The organism is Vagococcus lutrae, assembly GCF_023299185.1.
Classification (GTDB): domain Bacteria; phylum Bacillota; class Bacilli; order Lactobacillales; family Vagococcaceae; genus Vagococcus_A; species Vagococcus_A lutrae.
Genome location: NZ_CP097017.1, coordinates 288,288 through 308,209 on the forward strand (window position 1 = coordinate 288,288; position 19,922 = coordinate 308,209).

The following is a 19,922-nucleotide window of genomic DNA, read 5'->3' on the forward strand; positions in this document are numbered from 1 at the left end:
GGAGTCTTATTATGAAAGTTATAGAATTACATCATCCATATGAGAAAAGGCAAATACCTGAAGAACCGGTGGTGATGGTGCTTGGGTTCTTTGACGGTGTACATAGGGGGCATCAAGCTGTTATTAATGAAGGTAAAAAACAAGCCGAGGCCAGAGGATTAAAGCTTGCTGTCATGACGTTTAATCAACATCCATCTATCGTCTTTAAAAAAATAGAACCGGGTACGATGAAATACTTAACAACTGTAGAACAAAAAGCGCGCCGCATGGAAGAATTAGGGGTCGACTATTTATATGTAGTCGAGTTTACTTCTGCCTTTGCAAGTTTAGCGCCACAAGATTTTGTCGACCAATACATTGTCGGATTACACGCACAAGTAGCGGTGGCAGGATTTGACTATACGTATGGGCCTAAAGATATTGCCTCTATGGCGCAATTACCTACATATAGTCAAAATCGTTTTGAAGTCGTACGTGTCGAAAAACAAGAAGCCTTAGGTGATAAAATCAGTTCGACGGCTATTAGAGCTGCGTTAGAAGCAGGTAAAATGGAAGAAGTCACCCATCTATTAGGCTATGATTACGAGACTGAGGGTGTTGTCGTTCATGGAGATGCACGCGGACGGACGCTAGGTTACCCAACCGCAAATATTCGTACTCCTCAAAAAGCACGTTTGCCAAAAAATGGTGTATATGCTGTTGAATTTGAAGTGGCTAATAAGACGTATCATGGTATGGCTCAAATAGGTTACAACATTACGTTTGAGAAAAACCGTGAAAAAACTGTGGAAGTTAATATTTTAGATTTTGATGCTGATATTTATGGAGAACAAGTGAGCGTTCGATGGTGTCATTACCTCAGAGGCGAAATTAAATTTGACGGCCCTGAAGGTCTGATTGCACAATTAAATCAAGATAAAATTGACACTCGAGAATATTTTGAGAAGAGAGGCGCTTAGAAGATGATAAAATCGGCGTATCTTCACATCCCGTTTTGTGAGCATATTTGCTATTATTGTGATTTTAATAAAGTTTTTATAGAAGGACAACCTGTTGATGAATACATCGATATGCTCATTCGTGAGATGAGTTTTCTAAAAGAGGAAGTTTCAGCTCATCCGCTCTCTACCATGTATATTGGTGGCGGTACGCCGACTTCCTTGAGTGCCAAGCAATTAGAAAAACTAATGATTGGGATTCATGAACAATTACCTCTAGCTTCAGGAGTCGAATTTACCGTGGAAGCGAATCCTGGTGATTTAACAGCGGATAAAATTGCTGTCTTAAAAAATTATGGAGTCAATCGGCTTTCAATGGGCGTTCAAAGTTTTGATGACCGTTTGTTAAAAAAAATTGGGCGCAAACATACTGCCTCTGATGTTTTTGATACGATGAGATTATTAGAGAAGAGCGGATTAAACAATGTGAGCATTGATTTAATTTACGCGCTACCCGGCCAATCACTAGAGAGCTTTCAAGACTCATTGGATAAAGCTCTTTCGTTAGACTTACCACACTACTCTCTGTATTCGCTAATCTTAGAAAATCAAACCGTTTTTTATAATCTAGCTAGACAGGGACGTTTGCATTTGCCAGATGAAGATGAAGAAGGAGATATGTTTGATCTTGCGGCATCGTTTATGGAGGCGCACGGTCGTAAACAATACGAGGTCAGTAATTTTGCGATACCTGGTAAAGAGAGTCAGCATAACTTAGTCTATTGGAATAACGAAGAATACTATGGACTAGGTGCTGGAGCTAGCGGTTATTTAGATGGTGTGCGTTATCGTAATTTCGGTCCGATACAGCAATATATGCAGCCATTAAAAGAACAGAAAAGGCCTATACGTGATGAAGAAATTTTAACTGAACAGGCTCGTATGGAAGAAGAATTGTTTTTAGGTTTGCGAAAACGTGAAGGCGTCTCATATGCCTTATTCTATGAAAAATTTAAACAATCCCTAGATGAAGTTTTTGGGAATGTTATTGAAGAACTTGTTGCAGAAAAGTTGCTTGTGAAAGATACGCAACATATCGCCTTAACGCGTCGAGGCTTAGCACTTGGGAACAATGTTTTTCAGCGTTTCTTATTAGATAAATAACAATGACCAACAAATTAGCACTCAATTATAAAGAGTGCTAATTTGTTGGTCTTTTCTGTTGACAAAAAAAACACAGGTTGTTATACTAGATAATGTAGTTAGCACTTATACAATAAGAGTGCTAAAAAATCAGAGGAGGTGAGAGTTTGCTGACAGAACGCCAACAGTTAATATTAAAGTTGGTTATTCAACTTTATACTTCTGACGGATTGCCTGTAGGATCTAAAACGTTAATGAACGCTGGAGTTAAGGCGAGTTCTGCAACGATACGTAATGACCTTGCCGCCTTAGAACAAAAAGGTTACTTGGAAAAAACGCATACCTCTTCAGGAAGAATCCCTTCTGTTCAAGGTTATCGATTTTATGTCGACCACCTTTTACAGCCAAGATCGATGACACCAGCAGAAGTAAGTAGAATCAAAACCTCATTTCGTAAAGATTTTCGTGAGATTAACGATATTATTCAGCAATCAGCGAAAATACTCTCTGATTTAACAAGCTATACGGCGTTTTCATTGGGACCTGAAATCAATGAGCGCCGACTGACAGGATTTAGAATTGTTCCTTTAAACAATCAACAATTGATGGCTATTATTGTAACGGATAAGGGAAATGTTGAAAGTCAGATATTCACGATACCACCATCGATTTCAAGTTCGGACATTGAACAAATCGTGCGAATTATTAATGATAAACTAATCGGAGAACCTTTGATTACCGTTTATCATAAATTACGGACAGAAATCCCATTGATTTTACAACGATATTTTCAATCGCCAGGCAGTGTCATGGATATTTTTGAAATGGCATTAGGTCAGGCATTTGAAGAGAAAGTATATGTGAGTGGGAAAATGAATTTACTCGATTTTGATTTGTTTTCAGATGTACCCTCATTTAAATCGATTTATTCTTTAATGGATAATCACGATGAAGTTGTGTCATTAATTGAGGTACCAGATGATGGCATAGAAATCAAGATTGGTAACGAACTTGAAAAAGATGAACTGGCAAGGATGAGTCTGATGACAGCCTCGTATCAAGTTCCTGGACATGGAAAAGGAACGATTGCAATTTTAGGTCCAACCAATATGTCTTATGCTAAGATGTTTGGTTTAATGGATGTCTTTCGCCATGAATTAGCGAATCATTTGACCGATTATTATCGTTTGATTGACTCGTTTTCCACATCTTAGAAAGAGAAAGGAAGGTTTGCATGACAGAGCATAACGAAGAACATGTAGCGCCTATCGACGAAGACGTAACGGCGGCTGAAGAAGAACAACAAGAGGAGATTGTTGAAGAAACAACGGTAGAAGAAGTAGATCCTGTTAAAGAATTAGAAGAATCTTTATCTGAAATGGAAGATAAGTTTTTACGCGCCCAAGCTGAAATAGCAAACATGCGTAATCGATTCCAAAAAGAGCGTGAAGGATTGTTAAAGTATCGTTCGCAAGATCTAGGTAAAGAGCTTTTAACAGCATTAGATAACTTAGAACGTGCACTCGATATTGAAGTGTCAGAAGAAACGGGAGAAAGCTTGAAAAAGGGAATTGAAATGGTCTATGAAAGCTTTATTGTTGCATTGAAAAATGCCGGCATTGAAGAAATCAAAGCTTTAGGCGAAACTTTTGACCCTAATGTCCACCAAGCGGTACAAACTGTACCATTAGAAGAAGGGCAACAAGCAGACGAAGTAGTGACCGTATTACAAAAAGGATATCAACTACACGACCGAGTTTTAAGACCTTCAATGGTTATCGTTGCACAATAAAAATAAAACATAAAAGAAAAGAGGAACTTAATGATGAGTAAAATTATTGGTATTGACTTAGGAACAACAAACTCAGCAGTAGCAGTTTTAGAGGGTGGCGAAGCAAAAATTATTCCTAACCCAGAAGGAAATCGTACGACACCATCTGTTATTTCGTTCAAAGATGGTGAAATTCAAGTAGGGGAAGTTGCTAAACGTCAAGCAGTAACAAACCCAAATACGATTGCTTCTATTAAACGTTACATGGGACAAGCTGGTTATAAAGTAGAAATGGAAGGCAAATCTTATACACCACAAGAAATTTCAGCAATGGTATTACAATACATGAAAGGTTTTGCTGAAGATTACCTTGGCGAAAAAGTAACAAAAGCCGTTATTACTGTCCCAGCTTACTTTAATGACTCACAACGTCAAGCAACAAAAGACGCTGGTAAAATTGCTGGACTAGAAGTTGAGCGTATTGTAAATGAGCCAACTGCAGCAGCTTTAGCTTATGGATTAGATAAAACAGATAAAGAAGAACGCGTTCTAGTCTTTGACTTAGGTGGCGGTACATTCGACGTTTCTATTTTAGAACTTGGTGACGGTGTATTTGACGTATTATCAACTGCCGGAGACAATAATCTAGGTGGGGATGACTTTGACGAAAAAGTGATTGATTACTTAGTTGCTGAATTCCGTAAAGAAAATGGTATCGACTTATCAAAAGATAAGATGGCTGTTCAACGTCTAAAAGACGCAGCTGAAAAAGCGAAAAAAGATTTATCAGGTGTGACAAGCACACAAATCAGCTTGCCATTTATTACAGCAGGAGAAGCAGGACCTCTTCACTTAGAAATGACATTAACACGTGCAAAATTTGACGAGTTAACAGCAGACTTAGTAGAACGTACGAAAGCACCTGTTCGTCAAGCGCTAAAAGACGCAGGTCTATCAGCTTCTGAATTAGACGAAGTTATCTTAGTTGGTGGTTCAACACGTATTCCAGCGGTTGTCGAAGCTGTACACCGTGAAACAAATAAAGATCCAAACAAATCAGTTAACCCGGATGAAGTAGTAGCAATGGGTGCGGCTATCCAAGGTGGCGTTATCTCAGGAGATGTCAAAGACGTGGTATTACTTGACGTCACACCGTTATCATTAGGTATCGAAACAATGGGTGGCGTATTTACGAAGTTAATTGACCGTAATACAACGATTCCAACAAGCAAATCACAAGTATTCTCTACAGCAGCTGATAATCAACCAGCAGTTGACATTCATGTGTTACAAGGTGAACGTCCAATGGCAGCGGACAATAAAACACTTGGCCGTTTCCAATTAACGGATATTCCACCAGCACCACGTGGCGTACCTCAAATTGAAGTGTCATTTGACATTGACAAAGACGGTATTGTAAACGTAAGTGCTAAAGACTTAGGCACACAAAAAGAACAAAAAATCACTATCAAATCTTCTTCAGGTTTAACAGATGAAGAAATTGAAAAAATGGTTCAAGATGCAGAAGCTAACGCTGAAGCAGATAAAGCGCGTAAAGAAGAAGCTGACTTACGTAATGATGTGGATGCTTTATTATTCTCAGTTGACAAAACATTATCTGAACTAGAAGGTAAAGTGGACGAGGATGAAGTGAAAAAAGCAGAAGCAGCTCGTGATGAATTAAAAGCAGCGGTTGAAGAAAATGACTTAGAAAAAATGAAAACAAAACGTGATGAATTGAATGAAATCGTTCAAGCATTAACCGTTAAGTTGTATGAACAAGCTGCACAAGAACAAGCAGCTCAAGCAGAAAATGCTGACGCACAAGGAAGCGCTGATGATGTTGTCGATGCTGATTTTGAAGAAGTAGACGACAAATAATTTTGAAACAAGTTAAGGAAGCCAATCAGTTTTGATTGGCTTCTCTACTTGTAAGCTTTTTAAATGATAGTAGTTTGCTATATAAGTGATTTATGTTATGATTTAAAAGGCTTATTAGTTTATAGGGAATGGAGGAATACCCATGTCTAAGAGAGATTATTATGAAGTGCTGGGGGTATCAAAATCAGCCTCTGATGATGAGATAAAACGTGCGTACCGTAAATTATCTAAAAAGTATCATCCAGATATAAATAAAGAACCTGATGCAGAAGATAAATTTAAAGAAGTATCTGAAGCTTATGAAGTATTAAGTGATCCACAACGAAAAGCGGCTTATGATCAATATGGTCATGCAAGTACTGATCCAAACTTCGGTGCAGGCGGCGGTTTTGGTGGCTTTGGAGGCGCAGGTGGATTCGGCGGTTTTGAAGATATTTTTGAATCGTTTTTTGGAGGCGGTGGTCGTACTGCTAATCCAAATGCACCGCGTCAAGGAGCAGATTTACAATACAATTTGGATTTAACATTTGAAGAAGCTATCTTCGGTGCTGAAAAGACGATTAAGTTCCGTCGTGAAGATAATTGTCAAACGTGCGGCGGTAGCGGAGCTAAAGCGGGGACACATCCTGAAACATGTTCAAAATGTCATGGTCAAGGGACTATTAATGTTGAACGACAAACGCCTTTAGGTCGTGTCATGAGCCGTCAAACGTGTGACCAATGTGGTGGTTCTGGTCAAACCATTAAAGATCCATGTTCAGATTGTCATGGTTCTGGTAGACAAGCTCGCACGCACTCTGTAAAAGTGAATGTTCCGGCCGGAGTGGAAGACGGTCAACAAATGCGCTTAAGTGGACAAGGAGAAGCCGGTTATAATGGTGGCCCTTATGGAGACTTATACGTAATTTTTGATGTTGAAGATAGTGATATCTTTGATCGTGACGGTAGCGATATATTTTATGAATTACCGATTAGCTTTGTCCAAGCAACATTAGGAGCAGAAGTAGAAGTCCCAACTGTACATGGTAAGGTTAAATTAAAAATTCCTGCAGGCACACAGTCTGGAACTAATTTCCGCTTAAGAGGCAAAGGGGCACCGCGTCTACGTGGTTCTAACAACGGCGATCATCATGTTAATGTGAAAATCATTACGCCTAAAAACTTAAACCATGAACAAAAAGAAGCGCTCCACGCTTTTGCTAAAGCAAGTGGCGACGATAATTTTGAACATGAAGAAGGTTTTTTTGATAAAATGAAAGACGCGTTTAATTTTGATAAGAAAAAGTAAAATGTTTCGACATTTTACTTTTTCTTTTTTTTATGGCATCCTTAAATTATATCTGTATAATAAAACAGTATTATAAATATAACGATTCTAATGAAAAGGAAGATACTATGAAGAAAAAATGACTAGTAATAGCAGCAGTGTTTTTAATGGGGATGATGATAACAGGGTGTAAAAAAATAGATGATACATCAAAAAATGCTGATAAATTAGATATTATAACAACTTTTTATCCTATGTATGATTTTACTTCAAAAATTGTAGGAAATGAGGCAAATGTGACGATGCTGATCGATTCAGATGTCGAGCCACATGATTACGAACCGAGTGCTAAAGACTTGGCACGAATTCAAGATGCCGACGTGTTTATTTACAATTCAAAAGAAATGGAGTCATGGGTACCGCGTTTACTTGATTCTTTAAAGGACAGTGAGATTAAAATTATTGAAGCAAGTGAAACATTACAAATGGAAAAGAATGATGAACATGGTGAAGGTGGACATCATCATGTCTATGACCCGCATGTATGGTTAGACCCCGTGCTAGCACAACAACAAGTAACACATATTACTGATGAATTGAGCAAAGCATTTCCTGAAAATAAAGAAGTGTTTAGAGAGAATGAAGCAAATTTCCAAGAAGAACTTGTGCAGTTAGATACGGATTATCGACAAGCGTTTCAAAATGTGCCAAACCGTACTTTTGTAACACAACATGCTGCCTTTGGTTATTTAGCGAAACGTTATGACTTACATCCCGTCGCGATTGCCGGGTTGACACCTGATGCGGAACCAAGTTCTAAGACATTGGCTCAGTTAAAAGATTTCATGGAAGCAAATAATATTACTGTGATTTATACCGAGCAAGGTGGTTCTAGTAAAATGGCAGAAACGATTGCGAAAGAAACCAATGCGGAGATTTTAACGTTGAACACACTTGAAAGTTTGAGCAAAAAAGAACGAGAAGAAAAAGAGGACTATCTTTCTATTATGGAGGAAAATTTAAAAGCACTTTCCTATAGTATCCATAACAAATAAAGCTGATCGTTCAGAAAAATTTACCTGAGAACGAATAGTCGTTACAATGAATAGACATGGGAGGGAAAGTCGTGGATTTAAAATTATTACTGTTTATTTTTGGCATTAACTTTGTCTATATTACGCTAAATACCATTCGTTTTATGTTGACGATGAAAGGGTACCGTTTATTAGCGCCACTTGTTAGTATTTTTGAAATTACTGTCTATGTGGTTGGTTTAAGCATGGTGTTAAATCGTTTGGATAACCCGCTAAACTTGATGGCCTATGCACTTGGATATGGAACGGGGATTGCTGTCGGGATTAAAATCGAGGAAAAACTCGCGCTCGGCTATATGATGGTTACAGTAATTTTACCTAAGACTGAAAGTATGTTAGCCAAACAACTTCGAGATTTGGGTTATGGTGTGACAGTCACTTATGGATATGGAAGAGAAGGCGAGCGGATGATTTTAGAAGTGTTGACTTCTCGTAAAAATGAGCGTGTCCTGTATCGTCAAATATCAGAAGACGAGCCTAAAGCGTTTGTGATTTCGCATGAACCTAAATATATATCCGGTGGCTTTTGGACAAAACGGATAAAAAAATAGCCTATTTTAATTAAATTATATAATGACCCCCAACCGTTGAATTTATATCTAACAGTTGGGGGTCGTTATACTGTTTCAGTATGTTTATTATTCAATAATTTGAAGAGATTTTGGTGTTTGAGTAAACGGTAACGCACCGTCTTCGGTAACGTAGTAGCAGTCTTCAATACGTACGCCGACATCTCCAGGGATATAAATACCTGGTTCGATTGAGAAGCACATGCCTTTTTCAATGACCATATCATTTCCTTCTACAAGTGAAGGGAATTCGTGAACACTTGTCCCAATACCATGTCCTAAACGATGGTTGAAGTATTCGCCATATCCAGCTTCGGTAATGACATCACGCGCAATTTTATCTAATTCACCCGCTGTAATACCTGGTTTGATAGCTTTTTCAGCTTCTAATTGTGCTTGTAAGACAATACTATAAATTTTTTCTTGATGAGCCGTGGGTTCTTTGTAAGAAACAGTTCGTGTGGCATCACTACAATAGCCTTTCCAAAGCACACCTAAGTCAAATAAAACAAATTCATTTGGTTTGACTGTATTATCAGAAGGAACGCCATGCGGACTTGCTGCATTTTCGCCCGCAAGAACAATCGTATCGAAACTCATTGAGGAAACCCCACGTAGTTTTAACTGGTATTCAATTTCTGCTAAGATTTCAAACTCTTTGACGCCTTCTTTAATTGCATTAAAGGCAACTTCGAATGCGACATCTGCCCAATCACCAGCTTCGATCATTAATTGTTTTTCATCGTCCGTTTTGATAAGCATTTGACGTTGAATAAAAGGGGTTAGGTCAGCTTTGACCTGTACATTTGAAAATTGGTCGCTAAAGGCATCAAAATGCGCGACAGATAGGTTATCTTTTTCAATCGCTAAATGATTGACAGAAAAATGACGTTTCTCAAATGCGTGACGTATGATAACCCAAGGATTTTCGCTATCTAAGTAGCTTTCGACATCGTAATTCCAACCGCTTCGTTTAGCGTCTTCTGCATCCAATCCCGGAGTAAAGAGGAAAGGCTCATGATTAGCTGATACGAACAGTGCCAGAATTCTTTCATGTGGTTCGTTATCAAAACCAGTAAAATAAGAAATATTATTCGGATGATTCAAATACGCTGTTTCAATTTGATTTTCTCTCATCCATTCTTGTAAAGCATTAATACGTTGTTGATACATTAACAACACATCCTTTCATGATATAACTATAGAACATAAAGTCATTTCTTTCAATCGATATCAAAATTAAATTTTCTTTTCATTTTCATGAAAACAACACTAAAACGCTTGCATTTGCTTTATTTTTCTGATATGTTATCAGTAGTTATAGAATATGTTATTTTCTGAAATGAAATGTAAATAGAAACGGAGAAAAGAAGAATGGAAAAACAAACAATTACAATTTATGATGTAGCTCGTGAAGCGAACGTTTCCATGGCTACGGTATCACGTGTTGTGAACGGCAACCAAAATGTAAAACCTGTGACAAGAAAAAAAGTATTAGAGGTTATTGAGCGCTTGGATTACCGACCAAATGCAGTGGCTAGAGGACTAGCAAGTAAGAAAACAACCACAGTCGGCGTTATTATCCCAGACGTTAGCAACATCTACTTCTCATCACTTGCGCGTGGTATTGATGACGTTGCAACGATGTATAAGTATAATATTATTTTAGCGAACTCAGACGGAAACGCCGAAAAAGAGATCAATGTGTTAAATAACTTGCTTGCTAAACAAGTAGATGGCGTTATCTTTATGGGACATCATATTACAGATGAGATTCGTGGAGAGTTTTCTCGCTCTAAAACACCAGTTGTGTTAGCGGGATCTATTGATCCAGATGAGCAAGTAGGTTCAGTTAATATTGACTATCACGAAGGAGCAAAAGAAGCCGTTGAATTATTGATTGAAAATGGCAATGAAAAAGTAGCCTTTGTAAGTGGCTCATTACTTGACCCGATTAATGGGAAAGAGCGTTTAGCTGGTTACAAAGAAGCATTGAAAAAACATGACTTAACGTATACTGAAGGATTAGTATTCGAGTCAGAATATGTCTATAAAAATGGGGAAGACCTAGCTGAGCGTTTACTGTTTGCTGGCGCAACAGCAGCTTACGTTGCCGATGATTTATTAGCAGTAGGTATTTCAAATGCATTAACAGATAAAGGCGTTAAGATTCCTGAAGAATTTGAAATTATTACAACAAATAATTCGCTATTAACCGACATTGTACGTCCAAAAATGACAAGTTTAACACAACCTTTATATGATATCGGTGCCGTTTCAATGCGTCTACTTACGAAAATGATGAATAAAGAGGAAAATGACGAAAAAACAGTTATTTTACCTCATGGCATTAGTCGTAAAGATTCAACAAAATAATATAATAAAAAACTTGGTATGCAAGTTCGCCGTTCAGGCAACTTACATACCAAGTTTTTTTTAATCTTCATCGTCCTTACTATCTGACTCTTTTTCATCGTCTTTTTCAGGTTCTCTTGAAGTCGGTTTTGTTTCTTTTTTTGGTTTTGGGGGTGTTTTTTTAGGTTGTAAATGGGCATTCCAGAACTGGTGGTAATTGGCATCTGTCCCGCCAATACCAAAGCGGAAGTCAGGGTTAGCCGCACCATTTTGCGCGAAGTAACTTTGTACTTTTTTACCTGGTACGTTAATGTTACGTCCATTTATAGTGATATTCCCCATTTTTGTTCCGGTTAGATCAGATACTTCTGATTTAATCACGCTATTATCTAATTCAAAACGTTGATTGACTTTAAATAAGTCAGGTTGTTGTTGATAGGCAGCGTTTGCGATCATTGCCCACATTTGCATATTATTATTACCCCAACGATAATCCATCGAAGAATGTCCATCTTCTTTTCCAATCCACGTTGTTAATGTCACACCGGGTGTTGATGCAATAAACCAGTAGTCACGTTCTAATTCTGATGTCCCTGTTTTACCTACCCAGTCGGCATTGGCTAAGTTATTATCTAATCCATATAGCGCGCCTTTCGCGGGGCGACCAGTTCCGTTATTATCATTTAAGACGTGGCGCATTAAATCTTGCATGATAGTGGCGGTAGCTGGTTTGAAAACAGGAATACCGGCATCTTGATGTTCATATATAACTTCTTCATTTGGCGCTACAATCTTATGAATCATATAGCCTTTTTGATAAACGCCATTATTTGCTAATGTTTGATAATAATTCGTCTGTTCGTCAACTGTCACTTCTCCCGTACCAAGAGGTAGAGAGAGGTGTGAGAAGTTATCTGGATTAATTGTACTGTTCATTTTTTGGAAATAATCATAAACGTTGGTTCGTTCGATTAGTTTTTCGTACAAGTTTACGACAGGAATGTTGTCTGATACAGCTAAAGCTTTGCTAACCGACTTAAATTCATTTCCTGACTGTCCTCCGTAGTTCGTGAGTTTTCCACCACCCGGATAATTACGAGCATGATTGGAAAGTTGTGACTCACTGCCAATCATTCCTGTATCAATGGCTGGTGCGTACGCTACAATAGGTTTCATTGTCGAACCGGGTGAACGTCGTGAATTAAAAGCGTGGTTATTTTGACTTTCTTCGTAATTTCGCCCTGCTACGAAACCAATGATTTTTCCTGATTGATTTTCCATTAAGACACTACCTAGCTGAACGGTATTGCCTGAACCATCATCTAAAATATAGCCACTGTTTTGAGCAGTATTATTCATTGCTTCATAAATATTTTTGTTAATTGTTGTTTGGACGACATATCCACCACGTCGTAATTCGCGTTCAGCTAATTGATAGTACTTGTCATAGAGATTATTATCTTTTTTAATATCGGCTTCGCTAACGTTATCCTTTTCGTAAATCTTTGTCATAAGCGTTTCAATCGTGTCATTTTCTACTTGATAGTATAAGTAGTTATTCGTCTGATCAGTGATAATTTCTTGAGGTAAGAAGTCTTGTTTTAAATCGTAGTTTAAAGCTTCTTCGTATTGTGCTTTATCAATAAATTTTTCACGATACATGCTATATAACACTTGATTTTTCCGTTCTAGACCATAAGTTAACCCTTCATCTGGTTTGATTTGTCCAAGATTAGTGTAGGGTGAATAAACAATAGGACTTTGTGGTAACCCAGCAATAAACGCTGCTTGAGGAAGTGATAAATCATCAGCATTTTTTCCAAATAATCCTCGCGCTGCTTCTTGAATTCCAGCAATATTTTGTCCTTTATTATTTCTTCCGAAAGGGGAAACATTTAAGTAGGCAGTTAATATTTCTTCTTTCGACAACATTTTTTCTAAGCGAAGAGCTAAAAGGATTTCATTGGCTTTTCGTGAGAATGTGGTTTCGTCTGTTAAAATTTGTTGCTTAACTAACTGTTGAGTCAAGGTTGAACCGCCAGATTGTCCGCCAATTCCAGTAATATCTGAGATAACGGCACGAAGTAAGGCTTTAGGTACAATGCCTTTATGTACGTTAAAGTATTCATCTTCCGTCGCAATCAGTGCTTGTTCTACAATTGGTGAGATTTGCTCGGAATTGACACGCGTTCTAACTAAATCTGATTTAAAGTCAGCGATTTTTTCTCCATTATCATAGGTAAAGGAGGAGACTAATTCAATATCATTGATTGCTTTGACCATTGTTTCCTTATTTGGTACTTCTGTATCTGAAACAAGAAAAGCAAAATAGCCTAACCCAATCCCTAATGACAAGGTGCCCCCTAATATCAAGACTGTTATAAAAAAGTAACCTAGCGAACGTAAGACGCTAAGGAAAACATTTAGTCCGAAAAACACCCGTTCTTTATTCATTTTTGTTTCATCACCCCTAATTCCTTTGATAGAATCACTTTATTATAACAAAATCTTTTATTCAATGGTAGGATTCTTTACAAGATACAACTTTTGTCGTAGATAATTTGATTAAAAACAGTTGAAAGTCTTTTCATTACTACGGGAATAAGATAAGATAAAGAAGTATAGATTACAAGGAGGAAGTTAGATGAGCACAGATTTTTTACAAGAATTACGTGATCGCGGTTTAGTCTACCAGATTACGGATGAAGAAGCCTTACAAGAAAAATTAAATAAAGAGTCTGTTAAACTTTATATTGGGTTTGACCCCACTGCAGATAGTTTACACATTGGACATCTTTTACCGATTTTAACGTTACGTCGTTTCCAATTACAAGGACATGTACCCATTGCCTTAGTTGGAGGCGGTACGGGGATGATTGGAGACCCATCATTTAAAGATGCTGAGAGAAGTTTAAATACCACTGAAACGGTAGCATCATGGGCAGATAGTTTACGGAAACAATTAGAATCATTTATTGATTTTGAAAATGATCAAAACCCAGCGATTATTGCGAACAACCATGATTGGTTAGGCAGTATGTTATTGATTGACTTCTTAAGAGATGTTGGTAAAAACTTTACGATCAATTATATGATGAGTAAAGAAAGTGTTAAGCGTCGTATTGAGACAGGTATCTCTTATACTGAGTTTGCGTATCAATTACTTCAGGCATACGATTTTCTAAAATTATATGATACCCATGATTGTTCATTACAATTAGGTGGTAGTGACCAGTGGGGAAATATTACATCTGGAATCGAATTATTGCGCCGCGAACGAGAAGTCCAAGGTTACGGACTTACTATGCCACTTATTAAAAAGGCAGACGGAACAAAATTCGGTAAAACAGAAGGCAATGCGGTTTGGTTAGACGCAGAAAAAACAAGCCCTTATGAGTTTTATCAATTCTGGTATAATACTGATGATCGTGATGCTGTTCAATTCTTAAAATACTTTACTTTCTTATCATTAGAAGAGATTGCTGAGATTGAAAAAGAGTTTATGGCAGCCCCACACCAACGTGCTGCACAAAAAGTATTGGCGCGTGAAGTCACTACGCTAGCTCATGGCGAAGCAGCGTACGAACAAGCACTTAAGATTTCAGAGGCGTTGTTTAGTGGAGATATCAAAGAGTTAAATGCCGAAGAAATCAAACAAGGATTTAAAGATGTTCCTAACTATAATGTTGATTCAGAGGATGACTTAAATATTGTTGAACTATTAGTTACTTCTGGCCTCGTCACATCTAAACGTCAAGCACGTGAAGATGTCACTAACGGTGCGATTTATATTAATGGTGACCGCGTACAAGATTTAGATTATCAATTAGATGAAACAGATAAAATTGATAATCAATTTACAGTACTTCGACGTGGTAAGAAGAAATATTTCTTGCTAAAATTTTAATTAAGCATAGAGGACAATGTCTGAGAACATTGTCCTTTCTTTTTTGTGATTGAATCAAACAGTTTCGTTGAGTCTCTTTACAAAAAAAGATACAATAAGGTAGTAGTGATGATACGAGGAGGAAAGTCGATGTTATTAGGTTCTCATGTAAGTATGAGTGGCAAAAAAATGCTATTAGGTTCAGCAGAAGAAGCAGCAAGTTATGGTGCTTCAACGTTTATGATTTATACAGGTGCCCCACAAAATACGCGCCGTAAAGCGGTAGAAGAAATGAATATACCAGCAGGGCAAGCATATATGAAAAAAAATGGTTTGAGTCACATGGTGATTCATGCGCCATATATCATTAATCTAGGAAATACTAAAAAACCAGAAAATTTTGGTTTTGCTACACAGTTTTTGAGAGATGAAATCGTTCGTTCGGAAGCATTAGGTGGAACGCAAATTACCATGCATCCTGGCGCCCATGTTGGAGCAGGAGCTGATGCTGGGATTGCACAAATTGTCAAAGGTTTAAATGAAGTGTTGACGCGTGAACAAGTACCACAGATAGCCTTGGAAACAATGGCTGGTAAAGGAACGGAAATCGGACGTTCGTTTGATGAAATTGCACGGATTATTGATGGTGTGACATTTAACGAGAAGTTATCGGTCACGTTGGATACGTGTCATATTCATGATGCGGGATATGATGTTCAAGATTTTGATGCAGTGTTAACAGAGTTTGACAAAATTATCGGTTTAGACCGATTAAAAGTCATCCACGTCAATGATTCGAAAAATGTTAGAGGGGCACAAAAAGACCGCCACTCTAATATCGGATTTGGTGAGATAGGATTTGAAGCGTTAAATCGTGTCGTTCATCATGAAGCACTGGTTGACTTGCCTAAAATTTTAGAAACACCATATGTTGGTCCAGATAAGAAAACAGCGAAAGCACCTTATGGTTTTGAAATTGCGATGTTAAAAAAAGGCGTTTTTGAGCCTAATTTACTTGAGCAAATTCAAGAAGCATAGATGTCAGGCTATTTTTGAAAATTTCATTAAAAAACTTTCCCAATCACTGTAAAATGTAGTACAATTAATGATTGAGAGTAGAAGTTTTAATGGAAGGAGCGAATAGATATGAGCACAGGATGGGTTATCTTAATTGCTGTGATAGCTTTAGCAATCGGTGTGGTAGGCGGATTTTTCTTAGCACGCAAATACATGGAAGATTACTTACAAAAAAATCCTCCCGTTAATGAGGATATGTTACGTATGATGATGATGCAGATGGGTCAAAAACCGTCAGAGAAAAAACTGCGTCAAATGATGGCGAACATGAAAACACAAACTGGGAAAAAATAGTCCCGGTTTATTCATGATAGAAAAACGGGTTGCTTTTTTAGGCACCTGTTTTTTTATTTAGGTAAAAGGAGGTAGACATATGCAAATTTTTAAAAAGTTAGGTTGGTTTTTTAAAGAAGAAAAGAAGGCCTATACGTTAGGAATTATCTCTTTAATTTTAGTAGCGCTTTTACAAGTTATTACCCCACGTATGATTGGGATGATTGTCGATGCGATTAATATCGGGACATTAACGTCTAGTCGATTGTGGAAAATGGTAGGGATTATTGTGGTAGCAGGAATAGGTCAGTATGCGTTACGTTATGTATGGCGTACGAATATTTGGGGAAGTGCAGCTCGTTTAGAAAAACGATTAAGAAAAAACTTGTTTCATCATTTCACTCGTATGGACCAAATTTTCTTTCAAACATACCGTACAGGAGATTTAATGGCACATGCGACAAACGACTTAAATGCCATTCAAATGGTTGCCGGTGCTGGTATTTTAACGTTGGTAGACTCGTTACTTAATGGGGGAGTTACTATCATTGCGATGTTATTAATTGATTGGCGTTTGACGCTTATCGTCTTATTACCGTTACCTTTATTAGGTTTAACGTCGCGAAAACTAGGGTCTAAACTACATACTGCATTTCGTGATTCGCAAGCAGCTTTTTCGACAATTAACGATAAAGTTCAAGAGAGTATCTCAGGTATCAAAGTTATTAAAACATTTGGACAAGAAGCAGAAGATATCGTTGATTTTGAAACAAAAGTTGATGAAGCAACCGTTAAAATCAATCGCGTCAATTTTTTGGACTCATTATTCGATCCGATTATTACTTTTATTATTGGTCTTTCATACGCGGTTACGATTTTAGCAGGTGGCTATTTTGTTATGAATGAGTTCATTTCGATTGGTGAAATGGTCGCATTTTTTGGCTACATCACGATGTTAGTCTGGCCGATGTTTGCTATTGGGCGTTTGTTTAATATTTTAGAGCGCGGTAGTGCGAGTTATGACCGTGTACAAGAGCTTTTATCAGAAAAATCAACTATTATCGAATCTCCGACAGCCATTCAAACACCAGCTAAAGGCGATGTTGTGATAGATATTGCACAATTTAGCTATCATGATGAAGATACGCCGACGTTAGAAAATATTGATATTCATCTTAAACGTGGTGAAACGTTGGGAATCGTCGGGAAAACAGGTGCAGGTAAAACAACCTTATTAAAACTTTTAATGCGTGAATATGATGATTTTGACGGCAAAATCTTATTTGGTGATTATGAATTAAAAGACTATTCACTAGATGCGTTATTGAATACGATTGGTTACGTTGCCCAGGATAACTTCTTGTTTTCAATGACGATTCGCGATAACATTCGCTTTGCCAAACCAGATGCCACACAAGAAGAAGTCGAAGCGGTTGCCAAAATGACGGCCATTCATGATGATATTTTAGGGTTTCCTGAAGGGTACGACACGCTTGTTGGCGAACGTGGGGTTTCATTGTCGGGTGGTCAAAAGCAACGTATTTCGATTGCTCGTGCTTTGATACTGAATCCAGAGTTATTAATATTGGATGACGCGTTATCAGCTGTTGACGCTAAGACGGAGGAACAGATTCTTACGAACTTGAAACAAATGCGTCAAGACAGAACGACAGTTATTACCGCTCATCGTTTAAGTAGTGTCATGCATAGTGAAGAAATCGTCGTTATTGAAGAGGGTCATATCGCTGAAAGAGGTACTCATCATGAATTAGTAACGCAACATGGATGGTATGCGAAGATGTATGAACAACAGCAATTGGCTTCTAAAATTGAAGGAGGGGGAATATAATGGCAAAACAAAGCGAATCAGCTTGGGCTAAGTCGATGCCGGCGAAAGAACAATTACATGTTGTTAAGCGCCTTTTCGTCTATACAAAACCCTATTTAAATTATTTTATTCCGGCTATCCTTTTTGCAATGACACTATCAGCTGTTAATATGATCCTTCCGAGAATTATTCAACGGTTTATCGATGGTTATTTAAAAGTAGGAAATGCAACAGAACGGATTATCTTTTATTTTGCCGGTCTTTATTTGGCGGCAGTTCTTTTAAAAAGTATCGTGTGGTTTTTTCAAACATATCTTTATTCAAAAGCGTCTGTCCGTACGTTTCAACATATTCGTGTGAGTCTATTTAAAAAAGTACAAGGACTAGGTATGCGTTATTTTGACCAAACACCTGCTGGTTCTATTGTTTCACGTGTTACGAATGACACCGAAACGCTTTTTGAATTTTGGTTTGTCTTTTTAAGTATTATGACAGGTATTTTTGGGGTCATTGCTGCTTTCATCGCGATGTGGACGATTGATCCGAAATTAAGTCTTATTATCATGATGTTCCTACCATTATTATTGCTAATTATTTGGTATTATCAGAAATTCAGTTCGCGAGTTTATCGTCAAATGCGTGAAAAATTGAGTCAATTGAATACAAAACTAAATGAGTCGATTTCTGGTATGTCTGTCATTCAACAATTTAGACAAGAAAAACGCTTAGAGGAAGAGTTTGAAGCGACAAATGATGATTATTTAAAAACAAAATATGCTATGATACGTACGAATTCATTGCTCTTAGCGCCAGTTATCAACTTGCTCGTTGCTTTATCAACGGCCATTGTTTTGTACTATTTTGGTTATCAATCGCTTGACAAGTTTGTCGAGATTGGTTTGATTTATGCGTTTATTACTTACGTTCAAACGTTCTTTCAACCGATGATTAGTATGATGGATTTTTTAAGTATTTTTCAAGACGGTGTCGTGGCGGGAAGTCGTATTTTAAAAATTATGGACCATGAAGAAATTGCTCCACAACAAAACGAAGCTTCGACTGCGACGATAAAAGAAGGGAAAATTGAATTTCGAAATGTGACATTCTCTTATGACGGTGAGCATCATGTGTTAAAAAACATTAGTTTCATTGCTCATCCAGGTGAAACTGTGGCTCTAGTCGGGCATACTGGTAGTGGTAAGAGTTCGATTATTAACGTGATGATGCGCTTCTATGAATTTTATGAAGGAGAAATTTTAATTGATAACCGTGACATTCGTGACTATCCTATTGCTGAGTTACGACGTAAAATGGGACTTGTCTTACAAGATGCGTTTATGTTTTACGGTGATATTAAAGGAAACATCCGTATGTTAGACCCAACGATTACTGATGCTGAAATACGTGAAGCGGCAGAGTTTGTGCAAGCGGATGCCTTTATTAAGACCCTACCTGGTCAGTATGATGCAAAAGTAATTGAACGAGGTGCTAGTTATTCAAGTGGGCAACGTCAGTTAATCTCTTTTGCGCGTACGATTGTAACGAATCCTAAAATTTTAATTCTCGATGAAGCGACAGCTAATATCGATACAGAAACTGAAAGTTTGATACAAGATGGGTTAGCAAGAATGCGTCAAGGACGCACTACGTTAGCTATTGCTCACCGCTTATCGACTATTAAAGATGCCAATACCATTCTTGTTTTGGATAAAGGTCGTATCGTCGAGCAAGGAAATCATGATGAACTTATTGCTCGTCAAGGTCTATACTATGATATGTATCGTTTGCAAAAAAGTGAAGAAAATGAATAAGAAAAAGCATCTAATCGTTTGAACGATTA

The 19,922-nt window shown here is 37.6% G+C and carries 16 protein-coding genes; 14 read left to right on the forward strand and 2 right to left on the reverse strand.

The genetic code is table 11. The features are described 5' to 3' along the window. Positions 1-11 precede the first annotated feature (11 nt). The 8 genes from ribF to M2919_RS01415 all read left to right on the forward strand — a co-directional run bounded on the left by ribF (position 12) and on the right by M2919_RS01415 (position 8,645). Positions 12-959, forward strand: a complete 948-nt coding sequence (gene ribF, locus M2919_RS01380) for a riboflavin biosynthesis protein RibF (RefSeq protein ID WP_248848997.1) — start codon at positions 12-14, stop codon at positions 957-959. A gap of 3 nt (positions 960-962) precedes the next feature. Continuing rightward, positions 963-2,102: a radical SAM family heme chaperone HemW gene (gene hemW, locus M2919_RS01385; protein ID WP_248848998.1), complete on the forward strand. Its 1,140-nt coding sequence runs from the start codon at positions 963-965 to the stop codon at positions 2,100-2,102. A 146-nt stretch (positions 2,103-2,248) separates the two neighbouring features. Continuing rightward, positions 2,249-3,295, forward strand: coding sequence for a heat-inducible transcriptional repressor HrcA (gene hrcA / locus M2919_RS01390; RefSeq protein ID WP_126761015.1), 1,047 nt, complete (start codon positions 2,249-2,251; stop codon positions 3,293-3,295). Positions 3,296-3,315: 20 nt separating this feature from the next. Continuing rightward, positions 3,316-3,873, forward strand: coding sequence for a nucleotide exchange factor GrpE (gene grpE / locus M2919_RS01395; protein ID WP_126761017.1), 558 nt, complete (start codon positions 3,316-3,318; stop codon positions 3,871-3,873). A gap of 33 nt (positions 3,874-3,906) precedes the next feature. Further along, positions 3,907-5,733 (forward strand): molecular chaperone DnaK, encoded by a 1,827-nt coding sequence (dnaK, locus tag M2919_RS01400; protein WP_126761401.1) that lies wholly within the window; start codon positions 3,907-3,909, stop codon positions 5,731-5,733. A 142-nt stretch (positions 5,734-5,875) separates the two neighbouring features. Further along, positions 5,876-7,021 carry a molecular chaperone DnaJ gene (gene dnaJ / locus M2919_RS01405; RefSeq protein WP_126761019.1) on the forward strand — a complete coding sequence of 382 codons (1,146 nt, stop codon included), beginning with the start codon at positions 5,876-5,878 and terminating at the stop codon, positions 7,019-7,021. A gap of 146 nt (positions 7,022-7,167) precedes the next feature. Then, entirely contained in the window at positions 7,168-8,055 is an 888-nt protein-coding gene (locus M2919_RS01410) for a metal ABC transporter substrate-binding protein (RefSeq protein ID WP_248848999.1), read from the forward strand. Between the two features lie 56 nt (positions 8,056-8,111). Beyond that, the gene (locus tag M2919_RS01415; protein ID WP_126761023.1) at positions 8,112-8,645 is read left to right on the forward strand and encodes a DUF2179 domain-containing protein; all 534 of its coding nucleotides are present in this window, start codon (positions 8,112-8,114) and stop codon (positions 8,643-8,645) included. An 87-nt stretch (positions 8,646-8,732) separates the two neighbouring features. Here M2919_RS01415 and M2919_RS01420 read toward each other — a convergent pair whose 3' ends face one another. Next, positions 8,733-9,836, reverse strand: a complete 1,104-nt coding sequence (locus M2919_RS01420) for a M24 family metallopeptidase (RefSeq protein WP_248849000.1) — start codon at positions 9,834-9,836, stop codon at positions 8,733-8,735. Positions 9,837-10,037: 201 nt separating this feature from the next. On the opposite strand from M2919_RS01420, the gene ccpA reads away from it, so the two are divergent. Next, on the forward strand, positions 10,038-11,039 hold the full coding sequence (gene ccpA, locus M2919_RS01425; RefSeq protein ID WP_126761027.1) for a catabolite control protein A: 1,002 nt from the start codon (positions 10,038-10,040) through the stop codon (positions 11,037-11,039). A 60-nt stretch (positions 11,040-11,099) separates the two neighbouring features. Here ccpA and M2919_RS01430 read toward each other — a convergent pair whose 3' ends face one another. Further along, the gene (locus tag M2919_RS01430; RefSeq protein ID WP_248849001.1) at positions 11,100-13,472 is read right to left on the reverse strand and encodes a transglycosylase domain-containing protein; all 2,373 of its coding nucleotides are present in this window, start codon (positions 13,470-13,472) and stop codon (positions 11,100-11,102) included. Positions 13,473-13,662: 190 nt separating this feature from the next. Between M2919_RS01430 and tyrS the strand changes: the two genes are divergently transcribed. From tyrS to M2919_RS01455, 5 genes are all read left to right on the forward strand, one after another. Continuing rightward, on the forward strand, positions 13,663-14,925 hold the full coding sequence (gene tyrS, locus M2919_RS01435) for a tyrosine--tRNA ligase (RefSeq protein WP_126761031.1): 1,263 nt from the start codon (positions 13,663-13,665) through the stop codon (positions 14,923-14,925). A 129-nt stretch (positions 14,926-15,054) separates the two neighbouring features. Then, positions 15,055-15,942 (forward strand): deoxyribonuclease IV, encoded by an 888-nt coding sequence (locus M2919_RS01440; RefSeq protein ID WP_248849002.1) that lies wholly within the window; start codon positions 15,055-15,057, stop codon positions 15,940-15,942. A gap of 108 nt (positions 15,943-16,050) precedes the next feature. Beyond that, a complete protein-coding gene (locus M2919_RS01445) occupies positions 16,051-16,275 on the forward strand; it encodes a YneF family protein (RefSeq protein WP_023606181.1) in 225 nt (74 codons plus the stop codon). Between the two features lie 79 nt (positions 16,276-16,354). Beyond that, positions 16,355-18,103, forward strand: a complete 1,749-nt coding sequence (locus M2919_RS01450) for an ABC transporter ATP-binding protein (RefSeq protein ID WP_126761036.1) — start codon at positions 16,355-16,357, stop codon at positions 18,101-18,103. Beyond that, entirely contained in the window at positions 18,103-19,893 is a 1,791-nt protein-coding gene (locus M2919_RS01455; RefSeq protein ID WP_248849003.1) for an ABC transporter ATP-binding protein, read from the forward strand. The genes M2919_RS01450 and M2919_RS01455 overlap by 1 nt, the downstream gene beginning before the upstream one ends. Positions 19,894-19,922: the final 29 nt, after the last annotated feature.

What these genes read in the sequence shown, in the direction of transcription:
- ribF (WP_248848997.1), top strand. Translation starts at nt 12, where the DNA reads ATGAAAGTTATAGAATTACATCATCCATATGAGAAAAGGCAAATACCT.
- hemW (WP_248848998.1), top strand. Translation starts at nt 963, where the DNA reads ATGATAAAATCGGCGTATCTTCACATCCCGTTTTGTGAGCATATTTGC.
- grpE (WP_126761017.1), top strand. Translation starts at nt 3,316, where the DNA reads ATGACAGAGCATAACGAAGAACATGTAGCGCCTATCGACGAAGACGTA.
- dnaK (WP_126761401.1), top strand. Translation starts at nt 3,907, where the DNA reads ATGAGTAAAATTATTGGTATTGACTTAGGAACAACAAACTCAGCAGTA.
- dnaJ (WP_126761019.1), top strand. Translation starts at nt 5,876, where the DNA reads ATGTCTAAGAGAGATTATTATGAAGTGCTGGGGGTATCAAAATCAGCC.
- M2919_RS01410 (WP_248848999.1), top strand. Translation starts at nt 7,168, where the DNA reads ATGGGGATGATGATAACAGGGTGTAAAAAAATAGATGATACATCAAAA.
- M2919_RS01415 (WP_126761023.1), top strand. Translation starts at nt 8,112, where the DNA reads ATGGGAGGGAAAGTCGTGGATTTAAAATTATTACTGTTTATTTTTGGC.
- M2919_RS01420 (WP_248849000.1), bottom strand. Translation starts at nt 9,836, where the DNA reads ATGTATCAACAACGTATTAATGCTTTACAAGAATGGATGAGAGAAAAT.
- ccpA (WP_126761027.1), top strand. Translation starts at nt 10,038, where the DNA reads ATGGAAAAACAAACAATTACAATTTATGATGTAGCTCGTGAAGCGAAC.
- M2919_RS01430 (WP_248849001.1), bottom strand. Translation starts at nt 13,472, where the DNA reads ATGAATAAAGAACGGGTGTTTTTCGGACTAAATGTTTTCCTTAGCGTC.
- tyrS (WP_126761031.1), top strand. Translation starts at nt 13,663, where the DNA reads ATGAGCACAGATTTTTTACAAGAATTACGTGATCGCGGTTTAGTCTAC.
- M2919_RS01440 (WP_248849002.1), top strand. Translation starts at nt 15,055, where the DNA reads ATGTTATTAGGTTCTCATGTAAGTATGAGTGGCAAAAAAATGCTATTA.
- M2919_RS01445 (WP_023606181.1), top strand. Translation starts at nt 16,051, where the DNA reads ATGAGCACAGGATGGGTTATCTTAATTGCTGTGATAGCTTTAGCAATC.
- M2919_RS01450 (WP_126761036.1), top strand. Translation starts at nt 16,355, where the DNA reads ATGCAAATTTTTAAAAAGTTAGGTTGGTTTTTTAAAGAAGAAAAGAAG.
- M2919_RS01455 (WP_248849003.1), top strand. Translation starts at nt 18,103, where the DNA reads ATGGCAAAACAAAGCGAATCAGCTTGGGCTAAGTCGATGCCGGCGAAA.